This window comes from Microbacterium sp. lyk4-40-TSB-66, from assembly GCF_030209475.1.
GTDB lineage: Bacteria > Actinomycetota > Actinomycetes > Actinomycetales > Microbacteriaceae > Microbacterium.
This window is the reverse complement of the sequence record NZ_JARVRW010000001.1, coordinates 61981-79440: the sequence shown is the minus strand read 5'-3', so window position 1 is coordinate 79440 and position 17460 is coordinate 61981. Positions and strand designations below refer to the sequence as shown.

Annotated in this window: 25 protein-coding genes; 14 read left to right on the top strand and 11 right to left on the bottom strand. The window is 69.0% G+C overall.

What is annotated here, in order from left to right:
* Positions 1-463: 463 nt before the first annotated feature.
* From QRO03_RS00415 to QRO03_RS00370, 10 genes are all read left to right on the top strand, one after another.
* Entirely contained in the window at positions 464-964 is a 501-nt protein-coding gene (locus tag QRO03_RS00415) for a small multidrug efflux protein (protein WP_285135551.1), read from the top strand.
* 130 nt (positions 965-1094) lie between these two features.
* Positions 1095-1811 (top strand): histidine phosphatase family protein, encoded by a 717-nt coding sequence (locus QRO03_RS00410; protein ID WP_285135550.1) that lies wholly within the window; start codon positions 1095-1097, stop codon positions 1809-1811.
* Positions 1804-2628, top strand: a complete 825-nt coding sequence (locus QRO03_RS00405; RefSeq protein WP_285135549.1) for an ADP-dependent NAD(P)H-hydrate dehydratase — start codon at positions 1804-1806, stop codon at positions 2626-2628. The genes QRO03_RS00410 and QRO03_RS00405 overlap by 8 nt, the downstream gene beginning before the upstream one ends.
* Positions 2629-2728: 100 nt before the next feature.
* The gene (locus tag QRO03_RS00400; protein ID WP_285135548.1) at positions 2729-3781 is read left to right on the top strand and encodes a phosphodiester glycosidase family protein; all 1053 of its coding nucleotides are present in this window, start codon (positions 2729-2731) and stop codon (positions 3779-3781) included.
* A gap of 3 nt (positions 3782-3784) precedes the next feature.
* On the top strand, positions 3785-5185 hold the full coding sequence (locus QRO03_RS00395; RefSeq protein WP_285135547.1) for a glycosyltransferase: 1401 nt from the start codon (positions 3785-3787) through the stop codon (positions 5183-5185).
* A complete protein-coding gene (locus QRO03_RS00390) occupies positions 5182-5841 on the top strand; it encodes a DUF4956 domain-containing protein (protein ID WP_285135546.1) in 660 nt (219 codons plus the stop codon). The genes QRO03_RS00395 and QRO03_RS00390 overlap by 4 nt, the downstream gene beginning before the upstream one ends.
* Entirely contained in the window at positions 5838-6659 is an 822-nt protein-coding gene (locus tag QRO03_RS00385; protein WP_285135545.1) for a polyphosphate polymerase domain-containing protein, read from the top strand. The genes QRO03_RS00390 and QRO03_RS00385 overlap by 4 nt, the downstream gene beginning before the upstream one ends.
* Positions 6647-8236 carry a carbohydrate-binding domain-containing protein gene (locus tag QRO03_RS00380; RefSeq protein WP_285135544.1) on the top strand — a complete coding sequence of 530 codons (1590 nt, stop codon included), beginning with the start codon at positions 6647-6649 and terminating at the stop codon, positions 8234-8236. Before QRO03_RS00385 ends, QRO03_RS00380 begins: the two co-directional genes overlap by 13 nt.
* Positions 8237-8337: 101 nt before the next feature.
* A complete protein-coding gene (locus QRO03_RS00375) occupies positions 8338-8919 on the top strand; it encodes a helix-turn-helix domain-containing protein (protein WP_285135543.1) in 582 nt (193 codons plus the stop codon).
* A gap of 30 nt (positions 8920-8949) precedes the next feature.
* Positions 8950-9543 carry a hypothetical protein gene (locus QRO03_RS00370; protein WP_285135542.1) on the top strand — a complete coding sequence of 198 codons (594 nt, stop codon included), beginning with the start codon at positions 8950-8952 and terminating at the stop codon, positions 9541-9543.
* 43 nt (positions 9544-9586) lie between these two features.
* Here the strand turns inward: QRO03_RS00370 and QRO03_RS00365 are convergent, their stop codons facing one another.
* Both QRO03_RS00365 and QRO03_RS00360 read right to left on the bottom strand, forming a co-directional pair.
* A complete protein-coding gene (locus QRO03_RS00365) occupies positions 9587-10177 on the bottom strand; it encodes a hypothetical protein (protein WP_285135541.1) in 591 nt (196 codons plus the stop codon).
* Positions 10174-10716, bottom strand: coding sequence for an RNA polymerase sigma factor (locus QRO03_RS00360; RefSeq protein ID WP_285135540.1), 543 nt, complete (start codon positions 10714-10716; stop codon positions 10174-10176). Before QRO03_RS00360 ends, QRO03_RS00365 begins: the two co-directional genes overlap by 4 nt.
* A gap of 126 nt (positions 10717-10842) precedes the next feature.
* Here QRO03_RS00360 and QRO03_RS00355 point away from each other — a divergent pair, with 126 nt between their 5' ends.
* Positions 10843-11445 (top strand): hypothetical protein, encoded by a 603-nt coding sequence (locus tag QRO03_RS00355; RefSeq protein ID WP_285135539.1) that lies wholly within the window; start codon positions 10843-10845, stop codon positions 11443-11445.
* 15 nt (positions 11446-11460) lie between these two features.
* Here the strand turns inward: QRO03_RS00355 and QRO03_RS00350 are convergent, their stop codons facing one another.
* Together QRO03_RS00350 and QRO03_RS00345 are read right to left on the bottom strand one after the other, a co-directional pair.
* On the bottom strand, positions 11461-11934 hold the full coding sequence (locus QRO03_RS00350) for a nucleoside deaminase (protein WP_285135538.1): 474 nt from the start codon (positions 11932-11934) through the stop codon (positions 11461-11463).
* A 9-nt stretch (positions 11935-11943) separates the two neighbouring features.
* Positions 11944-12270, bottom strand: coding sequence for a hypothetical protein (locus QRO03_RS00345; RefSeq protein ID WP_285135537.1), 327 nt, complete (start codon positions 12268-12270; stop codon positions 11944-11946).
* Positions 12271-12407: 137 nt separating this feature from the next.
* Between QRO03_RS00345 and QRO03_RS00340 the strand changes: the two genes are divergently transcribed.
* Entirely contained in the window at positions 12408-12749 is a 342-nt protein-coding gene (locus tag QRO03_RS00340) for a hypothetical protein (RefSeq protein ID WP_285135536.1), read from the top strand.
* Entirely contained in the window at positions 12746-12964 is a 219-nt protein-coding gene (locus QRO03_RS00335) for a DUF1653 domain-containing protein (RefSeq protein WP_285135535.1), read from the top strand. Before QRO03_RS00340 ends, QRO03_RS00335 begins: the two co-directional genes overlap by 4 nt.
* A 72-nt stretch (positions 12965-13036) precedes the next feature.
* Here the strand turns inward: QRO03_RS00335 and QRO03_RS00330 are convergent, their stop codons facing one another.
* From QRO03_RS00330 to QRO03_RS00320, 3 genes are read right to left on the bottom strand one after another with little or no spacing between them, the layout of a single operon-like run.
* Positions 13037-13285, bottom strand: a complete 249-nt coding sequence (locus tag QRO03_RS00330) for a helix-turn-helix domain-containing protein (RefSeq protein WP_285135534.1) — start codon at positions 13283-13285, stop codon at positions 13037-13039.
* Entirely contained in the window at positions 13285-13770 is a 486-nt protein-coding gene (locus QRO03_RS00325; protein ID WP_285135533.1) for a DUF2975 domain-containing protein, read from the bottom strand. The genes QRO03_RS00330 and QRO03_RS00325 overlap by 1 nt, the downstream gene beginning before the upstream one ends.
* Positions 13771-13809: 39 nt before the next feature.
* Complete coding sequence (locus QRO03_RS00320; protein WP_285135532.1) at positions 13810-13995, bottom strand: hypothetical protein; 186 nt, start codon at positions 13993-13995, stop codon at positions 13810-13812.
* Between the two features lie 175 nt (positions 13996-14170).
* On the opposite strand from QRO03_RS00320, the gene QRO03_RS00315 reads away from it, so the two are divergent.
* Complete coding sequence (locus QRO03_RS00315; protein ID WP_285135531.1) at positions 14171-14563, top strand: four-helix bundle copper-binding protein; 393 nt, start codon at positions 14171-14173, stop codon at positions 14561-14563.
* Between the two features lie 48 nt (positions 14564-14611).
* Here the strand turns inward: QRO03_RS00315 and QRO03_RS00310 are convergent, their stop codons facing one another.
* The 4 genes from QRO03_RS00310 to QRO03_RS00295 form a co-directional block, all read right to left on the bottom strand.
* Positions 14612-14869, bottom strand: coding sequence for a nuclease (locus tag QRO03_RS00310; RefSeq protein ID WP_285135530.1), 258 nt, complete (start codon positions 14867-14869; stop codon positions 14612-14614).
* 352 nt (positions 14870-15221) lie between these two features.
* On the bottom strand, positions 15222-15752 hold the full coding sequence (locus QRO03_RS00305; protein ID WP_285135872.1) for a DUF1345 domain-containing protein: 531 nt from the start codon (positions 15750-15752) through the stop codon (positions 15222-15224).
* A gap of 80 nt (positions 15753-15832) precedes the next feature.
* Positions 15833-16912 (bottom strand): helix-turn-helix transcriptional regulator, encoded by a 1080-nt coding sequence (locus QRO03_RS00300; protein ID WP_285135871.1) that lies wholly within the window; start codon positions 16910-16912, stop codon positions 15833-15835.
* Positions 16913-16988: 76 nt separating this feature from the next.
* Positions 16989-17378 carry a DUF7882 family protein gene (locus QRO03_RS00295; RefSeq protein WP_502882989.1) on the bottom strand — a complete coding sequence of 130 codons (390 nt, stop codon included), beginning with the start codon at positions 17376-17378 and terminating at the stop codon, positions 16989-16991.
* Between the last annotated feature and the right edge of the window lie 82 nt (positions 17379-17460).

Below are 17460 nucleotides of genomic sequence, written 5' to 3'. Positions count from 1 at the left end.
ATAGCGCGAGGCCTCCGGCGCCCGGCGGCGGGAGGAGATTCGGCCTGCGGAGGAGAAACCCACGGTCCGCGGTCCTCCCTCCGCCGAATCTCCTCCGCTCCCGGCACCCCCGGCGGCGGGAGGCAATCCGCGCCACGGGAGGAGATCCAGGGTGCGGAGGAGAAACCCACAGTCCGCGGCCCTCCCTTCGCCGGATCCCCTCCGCTCCCGGCAGCCCCCGCGGCGGGAGGAGATCCGCGGTGCGGAGGAGAAACCCACGGTCCGCGGTCCTCCCTCCGCCGAATCTCCTCCGCTCGCGGCACCCCGCCGGAGCAGGAACCCCTCCCCCGCCGTGACATTCGTCACGGGTGCGTCGTCGCATCCTCCCGCGCGGTCGTGACACCACGACACTGCCGCCGCGGGGCCGGAATCGATGGGATGGAATCACCGCGGAACACACCGCACATCACCCCCAGGAGCAGCCATGTCGAACCCCATCAGTGATCTCGTCCTCGGCTTCCAGGGCCTCGTCGCCGACGTGCCCGACCTCGTGCAGCCGGTCATCGTCGCCCTCGCGGGGGCCGTGCCGTTCATCGAGGGCGAGGGCGCCGCCGCGATCGGCATCATCGGCGGCATCAACCCCGTCGTCGCCGCCATCGCCGGCGCGATCGGCAACCTGATCTGCGTCGCCGTCGTCGTGCTGGTCGCCTCGCGCGTGCGCACCGCCGTCACCACCCGCCGCGGTGCCGTCGACAAGCCCGTCACCGCGCGCCGTCAGAAGTTCGAGCGCGCCTACCACCGCTACGGGACCCCCGGCGTGAGCCTGCTCGGCCCGCTGCTGCTCCCCACCCAGTTCACGGCCGCAGCCCTGACCTCGACGGGTGTGTCGCCGGCGCGCGTGATCGCGTGGCAGGCCGCGGCGATCGCGCTCTGGACCACCGTGATCACCCTCATCATCGTCGGCGTCATCCGGTTCGCCGTCTGAGCGCGAGGCATCGCCCGACCAGCCCACGCGGTGGTCGGGCGATGCGTCGCCGCGTGGACCCCCTTCGCGCGGCCCAGCGGTGCTGTCAACGCCCGCGCGCCACCTTCATTCCGCGGCATAGCGTGCCGGCATGGCAGTGACGCGACTCTGGCTCATCCGACACGGTGAAAGCGAAGGCAACGTGGCCGCGTCGGAGGCCGAGCGGGCCGGTTCGCCGGTGATCGCTCTCGACATCCGCGATGCCGACGTCGAGCTTTCGACAACCGGGCGCGAGCAAGCCGATGCCCTCGGCACGTGGCTCCGTTCCGTCGCCTCCGGCGTCGACGAGTACTGGGTGTCGCCGTACCGCCGCGCGCGGCAGACGCTCGCCATCGCGCTCGACGAGGTGCCCGGGGCCGCTCCAACACGGGCGGACGAGAGGCTCCGCGACCGGGAACTCGGCATCCTGGACTTGCTCACCTGGCAGGGTGTGCAGGAGATTCATCCCGAAGAGGCTGCGCGCCGACGCCATCTCGGCAAGTTCTTCCATCGCCCGCCCGGTGGCGAGTCGTGGGCCGATGTCGCGCTGCGGCTGCGATCGTTCCTCGGCGAAGCGCTCGAGCGTCCCGGCCCGACCGCGCTCGTCGTGGCGCACGATGCGGTGATCATGCTGATGCTTTATGTGCTCCTCCCCCTCGACGAGGCGGAGTTGCTCGCGTTCGCCGCCGAACACACGGTGCGCAACGCGTCGGTGACCGAGCTCGTGCGCGACGAAGACGGATGGAAGCTCGTGACGTTCTCATCGGTCGACCATCTCGAGCGTGAAGGTGCCGACGTCACGGTGCACTCCGGAGAAGACGATGTCTGAGCCCGTCACTCTGCAGATGCTGCGCGAGTGGGGCGTTCCCGATGCCGGTGGCTCCAAGAAGTCGCGCGGTCAGGTCGTCGTCGTGGGCGGATCGCCACGGTCCCCCGGGGCGGTCCTGCTGTCTGCCGAAGCGGCGATGCGGGTCGGTGCTGGTCGGGTGGGGATCGCCGTGCCCTTCTCGGTCTCGCCCGGACTCGGCGCTGCGATGCCGGAGGCGGGCGTCTACGAGCTGCCCAGCGGCTCCGATGCGGTCGACGACGCACTGCGCTCCGCCCTCGAGTCGGCGGATGCCGTGCTTCTGGGCCCCGGTTTCGATGATCCGGATGCCACCCGCGCGGCCCTGCGAGCGGTCGCCGACGCCGACATCGATCGGCTCGTGCTGGATGCGTTCGCCCTCGGCATCCTGCCGACCTTCGACCGGGAATCGCTTCCCGACGACCTGCTCATCAACGCGAATGAGGAAGAGGCTGCGCTTCTGCTCGAGCGCGACCTCGGCGACGACCGCGAGGCCGATATCGCGGAGATCTCCCGCCGCTACGGCGCTGTGGTGCACTGCTTCGGCACCGTCGCCACGCCCGACGGCCGGTGCTGGCAGGCCGAGCCGGGTGGATCGGGACTCGGGACCGCCGGCAGCGGCGACGTGCTGTCGGGCACCATCACGGGGTTCGTCGCTCTGGGGATGGATGCCGGGCGTGCGGCGGTGTGGGGAGGATGGACCCATGCGCGCGCCGGGGATCGGCTCCAGCAGCGGGTCGGGATCGGCTTCCTGGCTCGTGATCTCATGACCGAGCTGACAGCGGTCGTGCACGAGGCCTGAACGTGCAGCGCCGGGTAGGCATAGGTTTTTCGTAGCTCCTCTTGGCTCCCGATAGGGCTGCCTTAGGCCGCGGGGAGGGCTCGGCGCTTTTCCTGGTGCCATGGACCCCGCAGACCTCACCCCCGACACCGCCCCCGACGGTGCACCGACCCCGGCCTCCCGCCGCGGCCGGGTGGCGCCGTCCACCGAGCCCCGCCGGAAGCCGACCCGCGTCGCCCGCCGCGCCCTCCTCGCCGGGGGCCTCGTCGTGCTGCTCACCGCGGGAGGCTCGGCGGCGTGGGCGGCCAACCGCTTCCTCATCCCGCACGTCGAGGTCACCGACGTCGCCGCCTACGAGGCCGAGCACTCCACGGCCACCGCCACCGCCACCGCGACACCCGAGACCACCGCGTCCGCGGCGACCACGGCCGCGACGACCCTCACCGATTCGAGCTTCAGCGACGGTTCCACCTCCGTCACCGTCTCGACGGTGACGACCGACTCCCTCACCTACTTCGTCGCCGACGTCGTGCTCGGCGACGCCACCGACCTGCGTTCCGCCTTCGCCAACAACCAGTTCGGCGAGAACATCACGCAGACCACCAGCGAGATCGCCGCCGCCAACGACGCGGTCTTCGCCATCAACGGCGACTACTACGGGTTCCGCTCGACGGGCATCGAGATCCGCAACGGCGTCGTCTACCGCGACGAGGGCGCTCGTCAGGGACTCGCCTTCTACACCGACGGTCACGTCGAGGTGTACGACGAGACCGCGACCACGGCGGCCGAGCTGCTGGCATCCGGAGTCTGGAACACCCTCAGCTTCGGCCCCGCCATCGTCGAGGACGCTCAGGTCGTCGACGGTATCGACGGCGTCGAGGTCGACACCAACGTCGGCAACCATTCGATCCAGGGCGACCAGCCGCGCACCGCCGTCGGCGTGATCGACGACAACCACCTGGTCTTCGTGGTGGTCGACGGCCGCCAGGAGGGCTACAGCGAGGGCGTCACGCTGCCGGGACTCGCCGACATCATGCTCTCGCTCGGGGCAACCACCGCCTACAACCTCGACGGCGGCGGCTCGTCCACCATGTACTTCAACGGACAGGTGATCAACTCGCCCTCGAACGGCGGCGAGCGCGGCACCAGCGACATCCTCTACGTGGCGGGCTGAGCGGTGTTCGTCCTCATCCCCGCCTTCGAGCCCGGCCCGCGGCTGCCCGCCCTCGTGTTCGAGCTGCTGCGCGCCGATCCCGACCTCGACGTGCTGGTCGTCGACGACGGCAGCGGTCCCGCCTTTGCGTCGGTGTTCGCCGCCGCCCGCGAGGCGGGCGCCCACGTCGTCGCGCACCCGAGCAACCGCGGCAAGGGAGCGGCGCTGAAGACGGGCTTCGCCCACATCGCCGTCCACGATCCGGATGCCGACGTCGTCACCGCCGACGCCGACGGCCAGCACACGCCCGCCGACGTCTGCCGCGTGGCCGATGCCCTCCGCCGCGACGCGGCCGCCGGCCGGAGCACGCTCGTGCTGGGGGTCCGCGGGTTCCGCGGTGAGGTTCCGCTTCGGAGTCGGGTCGGCAACGCGACCGCGCGCGGGCTCTTCCGTCTCGCGACCGGTCGCCGGGTCTCCGATACGCAGACCGGGCTCCGCGGCATCCCCTCCGACCGCCTGGCCTGGGCGATCGGCATCCCGGGCGAGGGCTTCGAGTACGAGCAGCGGATGCTGCTGCGCCTCGGCCCCGACCAGCTCGCCGCGCACGAGGTGCCCATCGACACCGTCTACCTCGATCACAACGCCGCGAGCCACTTCCGCCCTGTGCGCGACTCCCTGCGCGTGCTGCTGCCGGTGCTGCTGTTCGCGTCGTCGTCGCTCGCCGCGTTCCTCGTCGACACGGTCGCACTCCTCGTGCTGCAGGCGCTCACCGGGTGGCTCGTGCCCTCGATCATCGCCGCCCGCGTGCTGTCGGCCACGGCCAACTTCGTCGTCAACCGCCGCGTCGTCTTCCGCGCGCGCGGCGGGTCGATGCTGCCCCAGGCCGTGAGATACGGCGTACTCGCCCTCGCGCTGCTCGCCTCGAACATCGCGTGGATGTCGTTCCTGACCGACAACGGCCTGGCCCTGCTGCCGGCGAAGGTCGTGACCGAGGGGGTGCTGTTCGTCCTCAGCTACGGCGTGCAGCGCGCGCTCGTCTTCCCGCGAACGGATGCCGGGCCCCCGACGCGCACGCCGATCTCACGGCCGGAGCCGCCCGCGACCCAGGGCCTTCCGTCCCTGACTCCCGGGTCCGCCACCGAGGTCGCCGGGTCCGCCACCCCGGTCCCTGAGCCCCCCGCCCAGGTCCCCGAGTCCCCCGACCAGGTCCCCGAGTCCCCCACCCGGGTCCCTGAGCCTGTCGAAGGGACCGGCACCCATCCCCCGCCCCGAGGCCTCGACACCCTCAGCCTCCGCCGCCGCCAGCCCACAACCCAGGTCCCTGAGCCTGTCGAAGGGACCGGCACCCATCCCCCACCCCGAGCCCTTGACACGCTCAGCCTCATCCATCCCGCCACCCGGACCCCCGCTAGGAGCACCCCATGACCACCACCGCCCTGATCCTCGCCGCGACCGACCTCGTCGCCGCCATCCTGCTCAGCGCCATCTACTTCCAGCGTCACCGCCGGCGGGACCTCGTCGTCGCCTTCCTCGGCGTCAACGTCGGCGTGCTGGCTGTGGCGACCGTGCTCGGCACCGCCGAGGTAGCCCTGGGTCTCGGCCTCGGACTCTTCGGCGTGCTGTCGATCATCCGGCTCCGCTCGAGCGAGATCACCCAGCGCGAGGTGGCGTACTACTTCGCCGCTCTCGCGATCGGCCTGATCTGCGGACTGCCGCCCACCGACCTCGCCACCCCTCTTCTTCTGGTCGCCCTCATCGTGGCCGTCCTCGCCGTCGCCGATCACCCGCGCGTGCTGTCGCGGGCCCGCCACCAGACCGTGCACCTCGACCGCGCGATCGCCGACGAGACCGAGCTGCGCGCCGAACTCGAACGTCTGCTCGGCGGCGAGGTGACGGGTCTGACCGTGCAGCAGCTCGACCTCGTCGACGACACGACCCTGGTCGACGTGCGGTACCGGGTGGGCGGCGCACGGCCGGTCGCCGCCGCCCCGCGAGGCGTCGGCGAGCTCTCCGACGCGGCCCCCGGCCCGCGTCGCAGCGCCGACGCGGCATTCGCCGATCTGCTCGGGGGCACCCGATGACCGCCCGCGCCCGCGCCGCCACCGCCATCGCGGCCCTCCCCGCGATCGGCCTCGACGCCCTCACCACCGACGCCGCCCTGCTCACCCGCGTCGACCGCAAGTACGTCGTGCCGATGGATGCCACGGCATCCCTTCTCGAAGACCTCCAGCGCTCCGCCGACGCGCCGGCCGCCCTCGAGATCGCCGGCGAGCGCGAACTCGCCTACCGGTCGGTGTATTTCGACACCCCCGACCTGCTGAGCTACCGCCTCGCCGCCCACGGGCGCCGGCGTCGGTTCAAGCTCCGCACCCGCACCTACGTCGATACGGGGGCGGCGTACCTCGAGTTGAAGACGCGCGGTGCGCGCGGTCTCACCCGCAAGGACCGCGACGCCTACGACCTCGACGCCGCCGACCGGCTCACCGCCGAGGCCCGTGATGACGTGGCCGAGGCGCTCGACGCGATCGGGGTCGAGCCCACCCGCGCCGACGACCTCGATGCACGGCTGCAGACGCTGTACCGCCGCACCACGCTGCTGCTGCCGGGTGCGATCCCGTCGCGCGCGACGATCGACCTCGACCTGCGCTGGGTCGATGCCGGCGGCGGCGGGTTCACCCTCCCCCGTTTCGCGATCGTCGAGACGAAGTCCCCCGGTCAGGCAGGCGCCTTCGACCGGGCACTCTGGCGGGCCGGACACCGCCCGCAGCGCATCAGCAAGTACGCCACCGGCATGGCGGCCCTGCGCTCCGACCTCCCCTCCAACCGCTGGACCCGCGTGCTCGCGGGCCCGTTCGCCTCCTCCCACCCCACCCGAAAGGACGCATCATGCGCCGCCTGATCCCCCTCGCCCTGCCCCTGGCCCTCGCCGGCCTCGTCCTCGCCGGCTGCGCCGTCACCGCACAGCCCGCCACGACCCTCTCCTCCGCTTCGCCGTCGGCCGCCGCGGAATCCAGCGTCGAATCCCGTGTGCAGACCACCTCCGACATCGACTCCACCATCCCCGAAGCCGCCGCCGAGCTGCTCGCGGCCAACGCCGACGGCACGGTCGTGAACGACGACGAGTGGAGCATCGCGGATGCCGAGACCATCACGCTCGCGGGCGCCACCGCCTCGAGCGACTCGGCGGGCGTCACCGTCGACGGGTCGACCATCACGATCACCGCCGCGGGCGTCTACCAGCTCAGCGGCACGCTCGACGGGAACGTCGTGGTCGCCGCCCCCGACGACGCGCAGGTGATCCTCGTGCTCGACGACGCGACGATCGCGAGCACCTCGGGTTCGGCGATCCAGGTCGTGACGGCCGACGACGTGGCGGTGAATCTGGCCGCCGGGTCCACCAACACGGTCACCGCGACGAGTTCCGCCGACGCCGACGCGAGCGCCGCCATCTACGCCGACAGCGACCTCACCGTCTCAGGCTCCGGCGCCCTCACGGTCACCGACTCAGGCAACGACGGCATCTCCGCCACCGACGACCTCGCGATCATCGGCGGCACGATCACGGTGGATGCCGCCGACGACGCCCTCCGCGGCAAGGACTCCCTCGTCGTGAAGGACGGCACGCTCACCCTCACCGCCGGCGGCGATGCGCTCAAGAGCGATCAGACGGATGACGCCACCCAGGGATACGTCTGGATCGTCGGCGGCACCATCGACGGCACCGCGACCGACGACGGCATCGACGCGCAGACGGATGCCGTGATCACCGGCGGCACGCTCTCGCTCGCGGCCGAGGGCGATGGCATCCATGCCGAGACGGCACTCGCGATCGCGGGCGGTGACGTCACGATCAGCCAGTCGTACGAGGGCCTCGAGGCGGCCGACATCCGCATCGCCGGCGGCACCACCCGCGTGACCTCGTCGGACGACGGCGTGAACGCGTCGGGGAACGCCGCGTCGAGCTCGAGCGGCGGCATGGGCGGCGGCATGCAGGACACCGGCGAAACCCTCACGATCTCGGACGGCACCCTCGTGGTCGACGCCGGCGGCGACGGCCTCGATTCGAACGGCAGCATCACCATGACCGGCGGAGACGTCACCGTCTACGGCCCCACCGCGCAGAACAACGGCGCGCTCGATTCGAACGGCGGCATCGACGTGTCGGGGGGAACGCTCGTCGCGATCGGCAGCTCCGGCATGGCGGAGTCTCCCGACGAGTCGTCGGCGCAGGGCTGGTTGGCGGCTGCCGCGTCGGGTTCCGCGGGTTCGACGGTTCAAATCACGGATGCCGGCGGCACCGTCATCTCCTCGTACACGGCCACGAAGTCCTTCGCTTCGGTGGTGTTCTCGGCATCCACGATCACCGACGGGCAGTCGTACACCGTGAGCGTCGACGGCACCGCGACCTCGGTCACGGCCGGTGTCGCGGCAGCCGGCGGGATGGGAGGAGGAGGAATGGGCGGCGGGCGGCCGTAACCGCTGCGCGAAGGGCCCGGGCGGTGTGTCCGGGCCCTTGTCAGCGCGCGCGCCCCGCTGAAGACGAGGGTGTTATCGTTTTAGATAACAGGAGGTGACTCGTGACGATCGTGAGTTCGTTCCGGCGGGCGCGCCGGCGATCCGGTGAGAGTCTTAGGACCGTGGCTTCTCGATCGGGCGTCGGCGCCAGCAATCTCAGCGCCATCGAGAATGGCCGCCGCGACCCGACCTCGTCCACCTTGGATCGACTCGCCTCGACGATCGGACTCGAATGGGTTCCCTTCGATGCAGAAGGTCGCACACCCGCTGCCAGCGCCGTCGACGAGATCACGCAGGCTGAGGCTGACGAACGGCACGCGCAGGCGTATCGCCGTTTTCTCCAACTCGCAGACGATCTCGCCTCCGCCGACCCCGTGAAGCGAGTGCTTCTCTCCGCAGAGCCGCCGGATGAGTCACCCTCCCGTTGGCTGGACGCCGTCGCCGCACTCGTGGAGTTGCGCCTGCGAGAAGTGTCCGCGCCCGTTCCCACCTGGGCGGCGCAGCGTCCGGGTCATCCGGATGCCATCTGGGAGCCTCAGCGCAGCTCGCGCCCTCTTCCGTGGGCCGCGGATCGCTCACAGATCGCGGCGGAGTTCCTCCGGCGAGGTGTCGCGATCGAGAAAGGCGAGCTGCTCAGTGTGTAGACGGAGCTCGCCTCGCACAGAAGGGACCTCGTGTCCGGCACGCTGACTCGGGCCGACATCATCGACGGCATCCGCGAGATCATCGTTCGCCTGAGAGCTGCAGGCAATTCGGCGACCATCCAGATCGTCGGCGGGGCGGCCATAGCTCTGACGATCGACGCCGACCGTCCCGCGACCGTGGACATCGACGGACCCATCACCCCGCCCGAAGACGTCGCGGCGGCTGCCGCCGAGATCGCACGAGAACGAGGCTGGCCCATCACTTGGGTCAATGATGAAGCGGCGATGTTCCTCCCCGATGGAATGGGGCGAAGCGCGGAATGGGTGACACTTTACGATCAGGACGGGATTGTCGTCCAAGCGGCGTCTCCCGCAATGCTCCTCGCAATGAAGCTCCGTGCCCTCGAGAGACGGGGGCCGCGTGACGCTGACGACGTGGCCGTACTTCTCTTGGTGCTTGAGATCCGGACCGCCGAGGAGGCCGAGGACCTGCTGAACGATTTCTTCCCTGCGGAGGATCTGACTCCCCGGACATTTGAGCGAGTAAGGCGAATACTGGACGCGGGGCCACGTGACCTGCCGCATCGCCCCGCCGCCCCCGATTTCTCGGAGAAGCCTGGCTGACACTGGCCATTGTCCGTCAGCATGAATCGTTCGCGCCCGCTGTCTATCCGAACGCCGCGTCGTACACGGCGGTCAGCCCCTCGTCGGCGACCCCGCTCACGCCGCACGTGATGATGACGCCGTCGGAGGACGCGCTGAGCAAATAGCTCTCACCGTCGACGAAGACAATCGGTTCTCCGTCGATACCGGCCCCCTGCCCCTGCGTGACCGTCACCGTGTCGCTGACCTCGCCGGCGAAGCGCTCCGTGACGGCGAGCGTCACCGTGCCGTCCGCGATGCTGCGGACGGCGGCGCGGAACGACGTTCCCGCTGCCTCGACCGCCTCGGGAGTCACCTGGGCGCACATCGCCGCCGGTCCACCGGCATCCGGCTGCGTCAGCGCGGTCGCGGTGACCGACGTCCCGATGATCGCGGGAACGGCGAAGGCCACCGCGGCGATCGCCGCCGCCCCGGCACACAGGGCGCCGACGAGCACTCCTCGCCGGTTGACGCGAGGACGGGGCCGGGCGTTCTGGGGGTTCACGGTGTCCTCCGAGAGTCGAACGATCTGGTCGCTGCGCAGCGGCGGCAGCGACGAAGCAGGGTCGCCCGTTCGGAGCAGTCGGCGCAGTGCGTCCTGAGATGCGTCGTTCACGGTTCGTTCCCTTCTTCTGCTTCGGTATGTCCGGAGTCCGGATGGGTCTTACGCCAGGCGTCTTCGAACCGTCGTCGCGCGCGATGGAGACGGACCGTCGCCGCGTTGACCGTGGTGCCGAGGACGATCGCGATCTCGCGAGGTGCGAGCTCGTCCCACGCCCAGAGCCGCAGCACCTCGGCATCCGCCGGCCGAAGGCTCGCGATGGTGGCGCGCACCTCGTCGTCGACGGGTCCCCCGCTCTCGCCGACCGATGTGACCGGAGGGTCGAGAACGCTGATCTTGGCGACCAACCGATCTCGACGCCGCTGGGCGCGGTGCGCGTTCGCGAGTTGCAGCCGAGCCACACCGATGGCCCACGCGACGGACTCCGCACCCGTCGGTATGTGATCGTGGCGCCGCCAGAGCACGACCAGGGTCTCGGCCAGCACATCCTCCGCGGTCGCGGGGTCAGCGCGCCGCCAGAGATAGCGGCGTACGGGGTCGGCGACGAGCCGCACCGTCTCCTCGAAGCGCGCGCGGGCCGACCGGGATGACACATCTTCCACGCTGACCCATGTTCGCCATCGACGCGACTCTTACACGCCACCCGAAATGCGTGAACTTTGCGTCGGGGGCCTTTCGTATCCCCCGGTTGCGCGCATTGTGCGTGGGAGAGTGACGACGTGAAACTGTATTCCGACTTCGCCGCGCAACGTGCGCGTCAGGTGACCGCCGACATCATCGCCCTCGCGCTCATCGCGGTGAGTGCCGCGGTGGGGGTGTTCGTGTTCGCCACGGTCAACCAACTCGCGCAGTTCGGTCGTCAGATGCAGACCGCGGGGGCCGACTTCCGCACGTCGATGACCGATGTCGGCGCCCGCCTGGGCGGAGTCCCCTTGATCGGCGACGGGATCAGCGCTCCGTTCGAGACGGCGAGCTCGGCGGGCGACACCCTCGCCTCCGCCGGGCAGACGCAGCAGGACCTGGTGCTGCAGGCGGCGATCGCGCTCGGCGTCGGCGTCGCCGCTCTGCCGATCCTGATCGTGCTGCTCGTCTGGCTCGTCCCGCGGCTCCGCTTCATCCGTCGCGCGACGCACGCCCGCACGCAGATGCGCGCTGGCCTCAGCACCGACCTGCTCGCGCTCCGCGCACTGACCAATCAGAAGGTGGACGCGATCACGAAGGTCGACCCGGATGCCCTGGGCGCCTGGCGACGCGGCGACCCCGACGTCGTCCGGCGCCTCGCCGGTCTCGAGCTGAGGTCGGTCGGCATCCGCGCGCGGTGAACCGACAAGCCCCGCTCAGCCCCAGAACCCCCGGTGCACCTTCGCCGCCTCCTCCTCGAGGTGCGGCCCCGACACGCTCGTCGACCGGCCTCCGCGCGCGAACACCTCGCGTGACGGCAGATCGAGATCGTCCCCCGGTCCCGCGAGGTCGATGAGCGCCCTGCCCGACAGCGCATAGACCACGCGGCCGATCCCCGCCCAGAAGATCGCCCCGCAGCACATGGCGCAGGGCTCGCACGAGGTGAACAGGGTGGATGCCGGTAGCTCGGCGGCATCCATCCACCTCCACGCGAGACGCACGAGGTTGGTCTCGGCGTGGCAGGTGACGTCGTGATCGGTGATGACCGTGTTCTCGGCCTCGATCACGCGACCGTCTCCGGTGACGAGCAGGGCGCCGAACGGATGGTTGCCATGCTCGCGGGCGAGCTGAGACAGCTCGATGGCGCGGCGGAGGTGGGCGAGGTCGGTCTGCGAGAGATCGTCAGCCATGCGGGGACCTCACTCCTCGGCGTAAAGCGCGGTTGTGCACGTCGTACCTCCTGACGTGAAGTCACCCGCGAGACGGATGAGCGTGCGACGGTCGCTCGAACCGTGTGCGCTGGTCCCGACGCGCTCCGCGGTTTCCACGAAGAGCTCGAACCGGCGCTCCTCCTTCACCTCGTATACCCACTCGAGCACCTGGACGACCGAGTCGGCACCGGTGATCCGCTGTGGGTCGTGACGCGCGGCTTCCTCGATGTCGTCTCCGGTCCAGAAACACACCCAGTAGATCGATGGGTCTTCCCGAGGCGCGTCGAAGTACGACTCGTCCCATTCGCTGTGCATTCGCCGTCCTCTCCGACCTCACGCTAGCGCCGTCGCGGGTTCGCAGCAGTTCCCGTGGGAACCCTCGCAGTGTCGAGCTGGATCAGGGCACCTGCCGGGTAGCCGCGGGAACGCCCCGGAAGGCTAGTCTCGACCCCATGACCTGCGCCACCCGCCCCACCTTCAACGAGATCACGGAGTGGGTGGCCGAATACGAGAAGACCGACCACGTCGCGCATGCGACGGTGCACGTCCTTCCGCAGGAAGACCCCGAGCATGCGGGATCGGGGCTGGTCGCCATCCACCTCAACCACGGACCGGCATCGATCTACATGAACGTCGACTGCGAGCGCACGTGGACGGCCGCTCTCACGGAGCGGTCCGGCGAGTTCCCCCTGTCGGGCTCGCACCTCATCGCTCTAGGCGAGGAGCTGTACACAACCGGAAAGCTGTGCGAGTACCTGCAGTCGCGCACGGACCGAGCAGCCGCATCGTCGTGAAGTCCGTCGACGTCGAACCCGGCATCTACGAGCACTTCAAGGGACAGCGCTACGAGGTGTTCGGGACGGCGCGGCACTCCGAGACCGAAGAGGTCTTCGTCTCCTATCGCAAGCTCTACGACGACTACTCGTACTGGGTGCGACCGGTGGAGATGTTCACGGACATCATCGAGCGCGACGGCTATTCGGGGCCGAGATTCCGTCGCGTCGCGTAGCCCGTTACAGTTCCGCGTTCGTGAGCGCGACCAGCAACGGCAAGCGGCCCGCGAAGGTGACGGACGCCGGCGTCAGGCACGCTGATCGGTGAGCGTCGAGGGCTCGACGCCTACCTCCTCCGGCTCCCACCGCAGCAGGTCACCGGGCTGGCAGTCGAGCGCCTCGCATAACGCGCTGAGCGTTGAGAAGCGCACGGCCTTGGCACGCCCGTTCTTCAGGACGGCGAGGTTGGCTGGTGTGATGCCGATCCGGTCGGCGAGCTCACCGACGCCCATTTTGCGACGCGCGATCATGATGTCGATGTCGATCACGATCGCCATCAGATCACTTCGCCCAGTTCCGTGCGCAGCCCCACGACTTCCTTCTCTCGAGCGATGGCCTGCCGCAGCAGACCTTTCATCACGCGCACGAGCAGCGCGAAACCCGCGAAGACCAAAGCGGCACCACCGATGAGTCCGACCACACCGGGCGCCGCATCTCCTGGCGCCAGCAGCGCCGCGATGGCCGCGAGCACGGCGACCACGACGACCAGTGACCCCGTGATGACGTCGACGTCGCGAAACGCGCCTTCGGCGAACACCGTCCCCTGACGAACCTTCGACAGCAGACGCCACACGCACACTGCGAACACTTGAAGACTCAGGATGCCGAGCCCGACGAGCGCCACGAATGCCGTCCGCGGCAGCGGCGGCGCATCCGCCAGGTCGCGGTAGATCGCGGGGAGGATCATCGCCTGCACGACGAGAGATCCGGCCAGAGCGAGGGCGAGTACGGACTGCGCCGTACGCGTCAGAGCAAGACTCACGAGGCATCCAATCGTCGAATAACGATACGATTCTCTCGACTATCGATAGATTTGACAACCTTGGACCGCGATTGCCCCTCGATTTCGTGAGGCGTCGGCTGAAGGCGCAGTGAGCAAATGCGTCGCTCCCTCGATCTCTGGATCGACGAGCGCCGCCAGCGCCCCCGACACCAGGAGCGCGACCACGGCGAGCAGCAGCGTCACCAGAATGGCCAGCAGCGTCACGACCGAACGCGGCCGCCCCTCCTCCCCCACGGCGTCCTCCCCAGGTTTCTGATCAAGCGCCTCGGAACCCTGTCGAGCCCCGACACCGCGGGCGTAGCATGCCGGTACGCCGGAGTCACTCCGCGGCATCCGGTCACTCTGTCACGACGAGAACACGGGAGATCCAATGGACACGATGGCGATGATGAAGTCGATGGACATGGGCGAGATGTCGATGGACATGAATGCCATGCAGGAATGCATGCAATCGCTCAACGCTTGCGCGACGGCCGCGGCGATGTGCGCCGGCAGCGACATGATGCACGGCCCCGAAATGGCCACGTGCTGCGCGATGTGCTCGAACATGGTCGAGATGGCGCAGGCGACGATGCACATGATGATGCGTCCGGCGGGGATGAACATGGACGTGATGCGCGCCATGATGTCCGCCTGCATGACCATGGGCAAGGCCTGCGCCGCCGAGTGCCGCGCCCACGCCGACATGGACGAGATGTGCCGCTACTGCGCGATGGCCTGCGACGACATGGTCATGAAGTGCGAGGCCATGATGGCCTCGATGAGCGCCTGAGCTCTGTTCTTCGCTGCGGCCGCTGACGCTTCGTCGGCGGCCGCTCGGCTATGCGGCGCGCGCGGTCGTGATGATCGCGGACGCGCTGAGCAGTTCGGCGACCGGGTGGTACGCCACCGGCTCCCCCACCGCGATGTCGACGGGCGGGCCGACGATCCGCAGCCATACCGTCGTGCCGTTCAACAGCGCGACGGTCGCCGTCGAGCCATCGGCCTCGATGACGAGGCCGTCCCACCAAGCGGAGGGGTTCGAGGCTGCCATGCAGCGCTGGATCGGGTGGACTGTCGACGAGATCGTGCGGGACATGGCTTCACCTGCCTTCGGAGTGGTTGGTGTGATGAAGCTACGGGATGCCGCGGGGGCGGGCGATCTGCAGCGTAGCGGGGCGTAACGAGGCAGGCCGATGCCATGCACGGGGTTGGTCAGCAACAGTTGCCCAAGTTGGGCGAACACCCGCCAGGCAAGCGGCGGGTCAGGAGCGAATGAACCGATAGTGAACGGTTATGTCAGATGCATCACGTCACACGCTCCACTCCTCCTCCGTCAGATCGCCGAAAGCCAACTTCTCCTTCGCGATCATGACTCCCCCTCGAGATCGGCGAGTGAGTACTTCACGACGTGCGAGCCTTCACCCCCGGTAACCTGGGGACGCGGTTTTTCACCCTCCCTGGGTCAGGCCAGTAATGAGGTTGATGGCGACCGCAACCACGAAAGTGCCGAAGAAATACGACAGCAGAGCGTGACCCATCGCGATGCGCCGCGAGGGGGTCGATGACTGGGTGACATTGCTCGCGTTGTACGCCATTCCGATTGAGAACGCCGTGTACGCGAAATCGCTATAGGCGGGGTCTTCGTCTTGGTCGAAGTCGAAGCGGTGCCCATCGTCGAGGTAGTACATCCGGGCGTACTTGAAGGCATAGACGGTGTTAATGAGGGCCCAGGCCGCTATGACCCCCACGACGGCGAGGATGGCGGCCGCCGCGCCGACGACGTCTTTCTGCTGACTGCGGAGGAGGGCGAACACGACTAGCACGGCACTTAGAAGGGTCGCCGCGATGATTAATGCGTCGACCAGCTTTCGGGAGCGGTCTTCGTGGCGCGCTAGGGAGCGCGTACGTTCGCTGTCGGCGGGCCACGCCCTCGACCAGGCCCAGGTCAAGAACACGCCCGAGGCGACCACCCATCCCACCAAGGGCGAAAGCTCGGGTACCCCGAGGACCAGGACAATCGCGGCCGCCCCCAAGCCAACTATCGCAGCGATGCCGGCCTTTAGGGCGAGATGCGACACGCTAAGTCCTTCGTTGAGTGGGTTCGCCGGAGAGGCGTTCCTGGCGCGACGGGCACCGCGCGGGTCCCCACGGCCGGGACGTACAAGCCGGCCCGCTCGGCGCGCACGGCGGCGCACGCGCGCGAGCTGGCATCCAACTTCGCGAGGATGTGTTCGAGGTGAGCGGCGATGGTCCGGGGCGACACCACGAGCGCGCGCGCGATTTCGAGGTTGGAACATCCCTCGATGACGTGGCCCAAGACCTCGAACTCTCGGGTCGTCAGCCCGCGCAAATCTCTCGGGGACGACAGGATGAGCGCGCCGCAGGCCACCGCCTCGAGGTCGGATTCGCCGGCCAGCACCGTCACTCGAACCAAATCGTCGAGTGCTCGTCTCGTGCCGCATCGCCACAGGAAAGTGGCGTAGGTGCGCCCCTCCGAGATGACATCGCGCGCGGTGCTGACAAGGAGAGAGCCGGGCGCGAGCAGGCTGTGGTCGGGCAGGCCCGGAAGAGGCGCGACGGCGTCCCCGGGGAGGATGACGACGCCCGCTTCGGCATCGCGGACGATCACCGTCGAGGCGGCAAGTGAGCGCACGGGGTCGATCCCGGTGGCGAGTTGCGGGACGAGTCGAGTCAGCTCGCGACGGAGGGACGATGATGGGGGGTCGGCGTGCCGGAAGAGCACCGTCATGAACCCCACATGGCGTCCACCGTCTTCGAATAGCGCAACGGACAGCGCTTCATGGAAGCCTGCAGGAAGCAGACACTCGGCCCAGGTCTGCAGGTCCTGGGCCGCATAAGGTAGATCGGACAGGCTGATCGGCGGCCGGTCGCGGTTGGCCCCGGTGCGGTCGATGTCGTGCGCCATCCTCGGTCCGCTGAGGTAGCGCAGACTCGACCCGTCGAGGTCGGTGCTCGCCAGGGGGGTGTATCCCGAGCCGTCCGGCTCGGCTAGCGCCATCCAGGCGCCGTCGAAGGGGAGGCGTAGCTGCAGCTCGTCGAGCAAGGCCTGAGCTCGCTCGTGCGCCGTGCCCGGGCGCGCGGCGATCTCGGCAAGCTCGAGCGCCGCGTCGCGGAACATTAGCGTCACCTGTCCATCGTTCTTCGGCGGCCTCAGACGGCCCGAGGCTGGGCTTCGCGACCCACGCGCGGAGACCTCATGACCGGACTCTTGGAATGGCCGCGATCGGCGTCGTCGAGCCGTCGGGCTCCCGAACGATGTAAAGACCCCGTGAGGAGTTGGCGGTGAAGATCAGGGCGTGAATCCACTCCGGGTTAATCTGCGGCTGTCGACTGCCGTGGTACTTGAACTGCAAAGAGGCATGCGGGTGGATGTATACGCTCGTCCGGCCGCCACCGGTCGATATGTCATCGTTCCACGTGAAAGTGAACGATTCTCCCCGTCGCACCTTGCCCACCATTACGATCTGCAGGTGCGCCAGCAATCGATCCTCGACGTCCACTTTTACTGTGGAGTCGTAGATGAACTTGCCCATCACGACCGTCCAGTCCGGCGCCCGACGTTCCCTCGGCGAGAGTCGTGACATCGGCGCGCATCGTTGCCCACAGCTTGTGACGATGTCCGGCCATTCCGCACCCCCATTGCGGGCACCCCGCGCCGATGGGATA

Excerpts from the sequence above, each read along its gene's own strand:
- QRO03_RS00415 (WP_285135551.1), top strand. The coding sequence starts at position 464 with ATGTCGAACCCCATCAGTGATCTCGTCCTCGGCTTCCAGGGCCTCGTC.
- QRO03_RS00410 (WP_285135550.1), top strand. The coding sequence starts at position 1,095 with ATGGCAGTGACGCGACTCTGGCTCATCCGACACGGTGAAAGCGAAGGC.
- QRO03_RS00405 (WP_285135549.1), top strand. The coding sequence starts at position 1,804 with ATGTCTGAGCCCGTCACTCTGCAGATGCTGCGCGAGTGGGGCGTTCCC.
- QRO03_RS00400 (WP_285135548.1), top strand. The coding sequence starts at position 2,729 with ATGGACCCCGCAGACCTCACCCCCGACACCGCCCCCGACGGTGCACCG.
- QRO03_RS00390 (WP_285135546.1), top strand. The coding sequence starts at position 5,182 with ATGACCACCACCGCCCTGATCCTCGCCGCGACCGACCTCGTCGCCGCC.
- QRO03_RS00385 (WP_285135545.1), top strand. The coding sequence starts at position 5,838 with ATGACCGCCCGCGCCCGCGCCGCCACCGCCATCGCGGCCCTCCCCGCG.
- QRO03_RS00380 (WP_285135544.1), top strand. The coding sequence starts at position 6,647 with ATGCGCCGCCTGATCCCCCTCGCCCTGCCCCTGGCCCTCGCCGGCCTC.
- QRO03_RS00350 (WP_285135538.1), bottom strand. The coding sequence starts at position 11,934 with ATGGCTGACGATCTCTCGCAGACCGACCTCGCCCACCTCCGCCGCGCC.
- QRO03_RS00345 (WP_285135537.1), bottom strand. The coding sequence starts at position 12,270 with ATGCACAGCGAATGGGACGAGTCGTACTTCGACGCGCCTCGGGAAGAC.
- QRO03_RS00340 (WP_285135536.1), top strand. The coding sequence starts at position 12,408 with ATGACCTGCGCCACCCGCCCCACCTTCAACGAGATCACGGAGTGGGTG.
- QRO03_RS00330 (WP_285135534.1), bottom strand. The coding sequence starts at position 13,285 with ATGGCGATCGTGATCGACATCGACATCATGATCGCGCGTCGCAAAATG.
- QRO03_RS00315 (WP_285135531.1), top strand. The coding sequence starts at position 14,171 with ATGGCGATGATGAAGTCGATGGACATGGGCGAGATGTCGATGGACATG.
- QRO03_RS00310 (WP_285135530.1), bottom strand. The coding sequence starts at position 14,869 with ATGTCCCGCACGATCTCGTCGACAGTCCACCCGATCCAGCGCTGCATG.
- QRO03_RS00300 (WP_285135871.1), bottom strand. The coding sequence starts at position 16,912 with ATGTTCCGCGACGCGGCGCTCGAGCTTGCCGAGATCGCCGCGCGCCCG.
- QRO03_RS00295 (WP_502882989.1), bottom strand. The coding sequence starts at position 17,378 with ATGTCACGACTCTCGCCGAGGGAACGTCGGGCGCCGGACTGGACGGTC.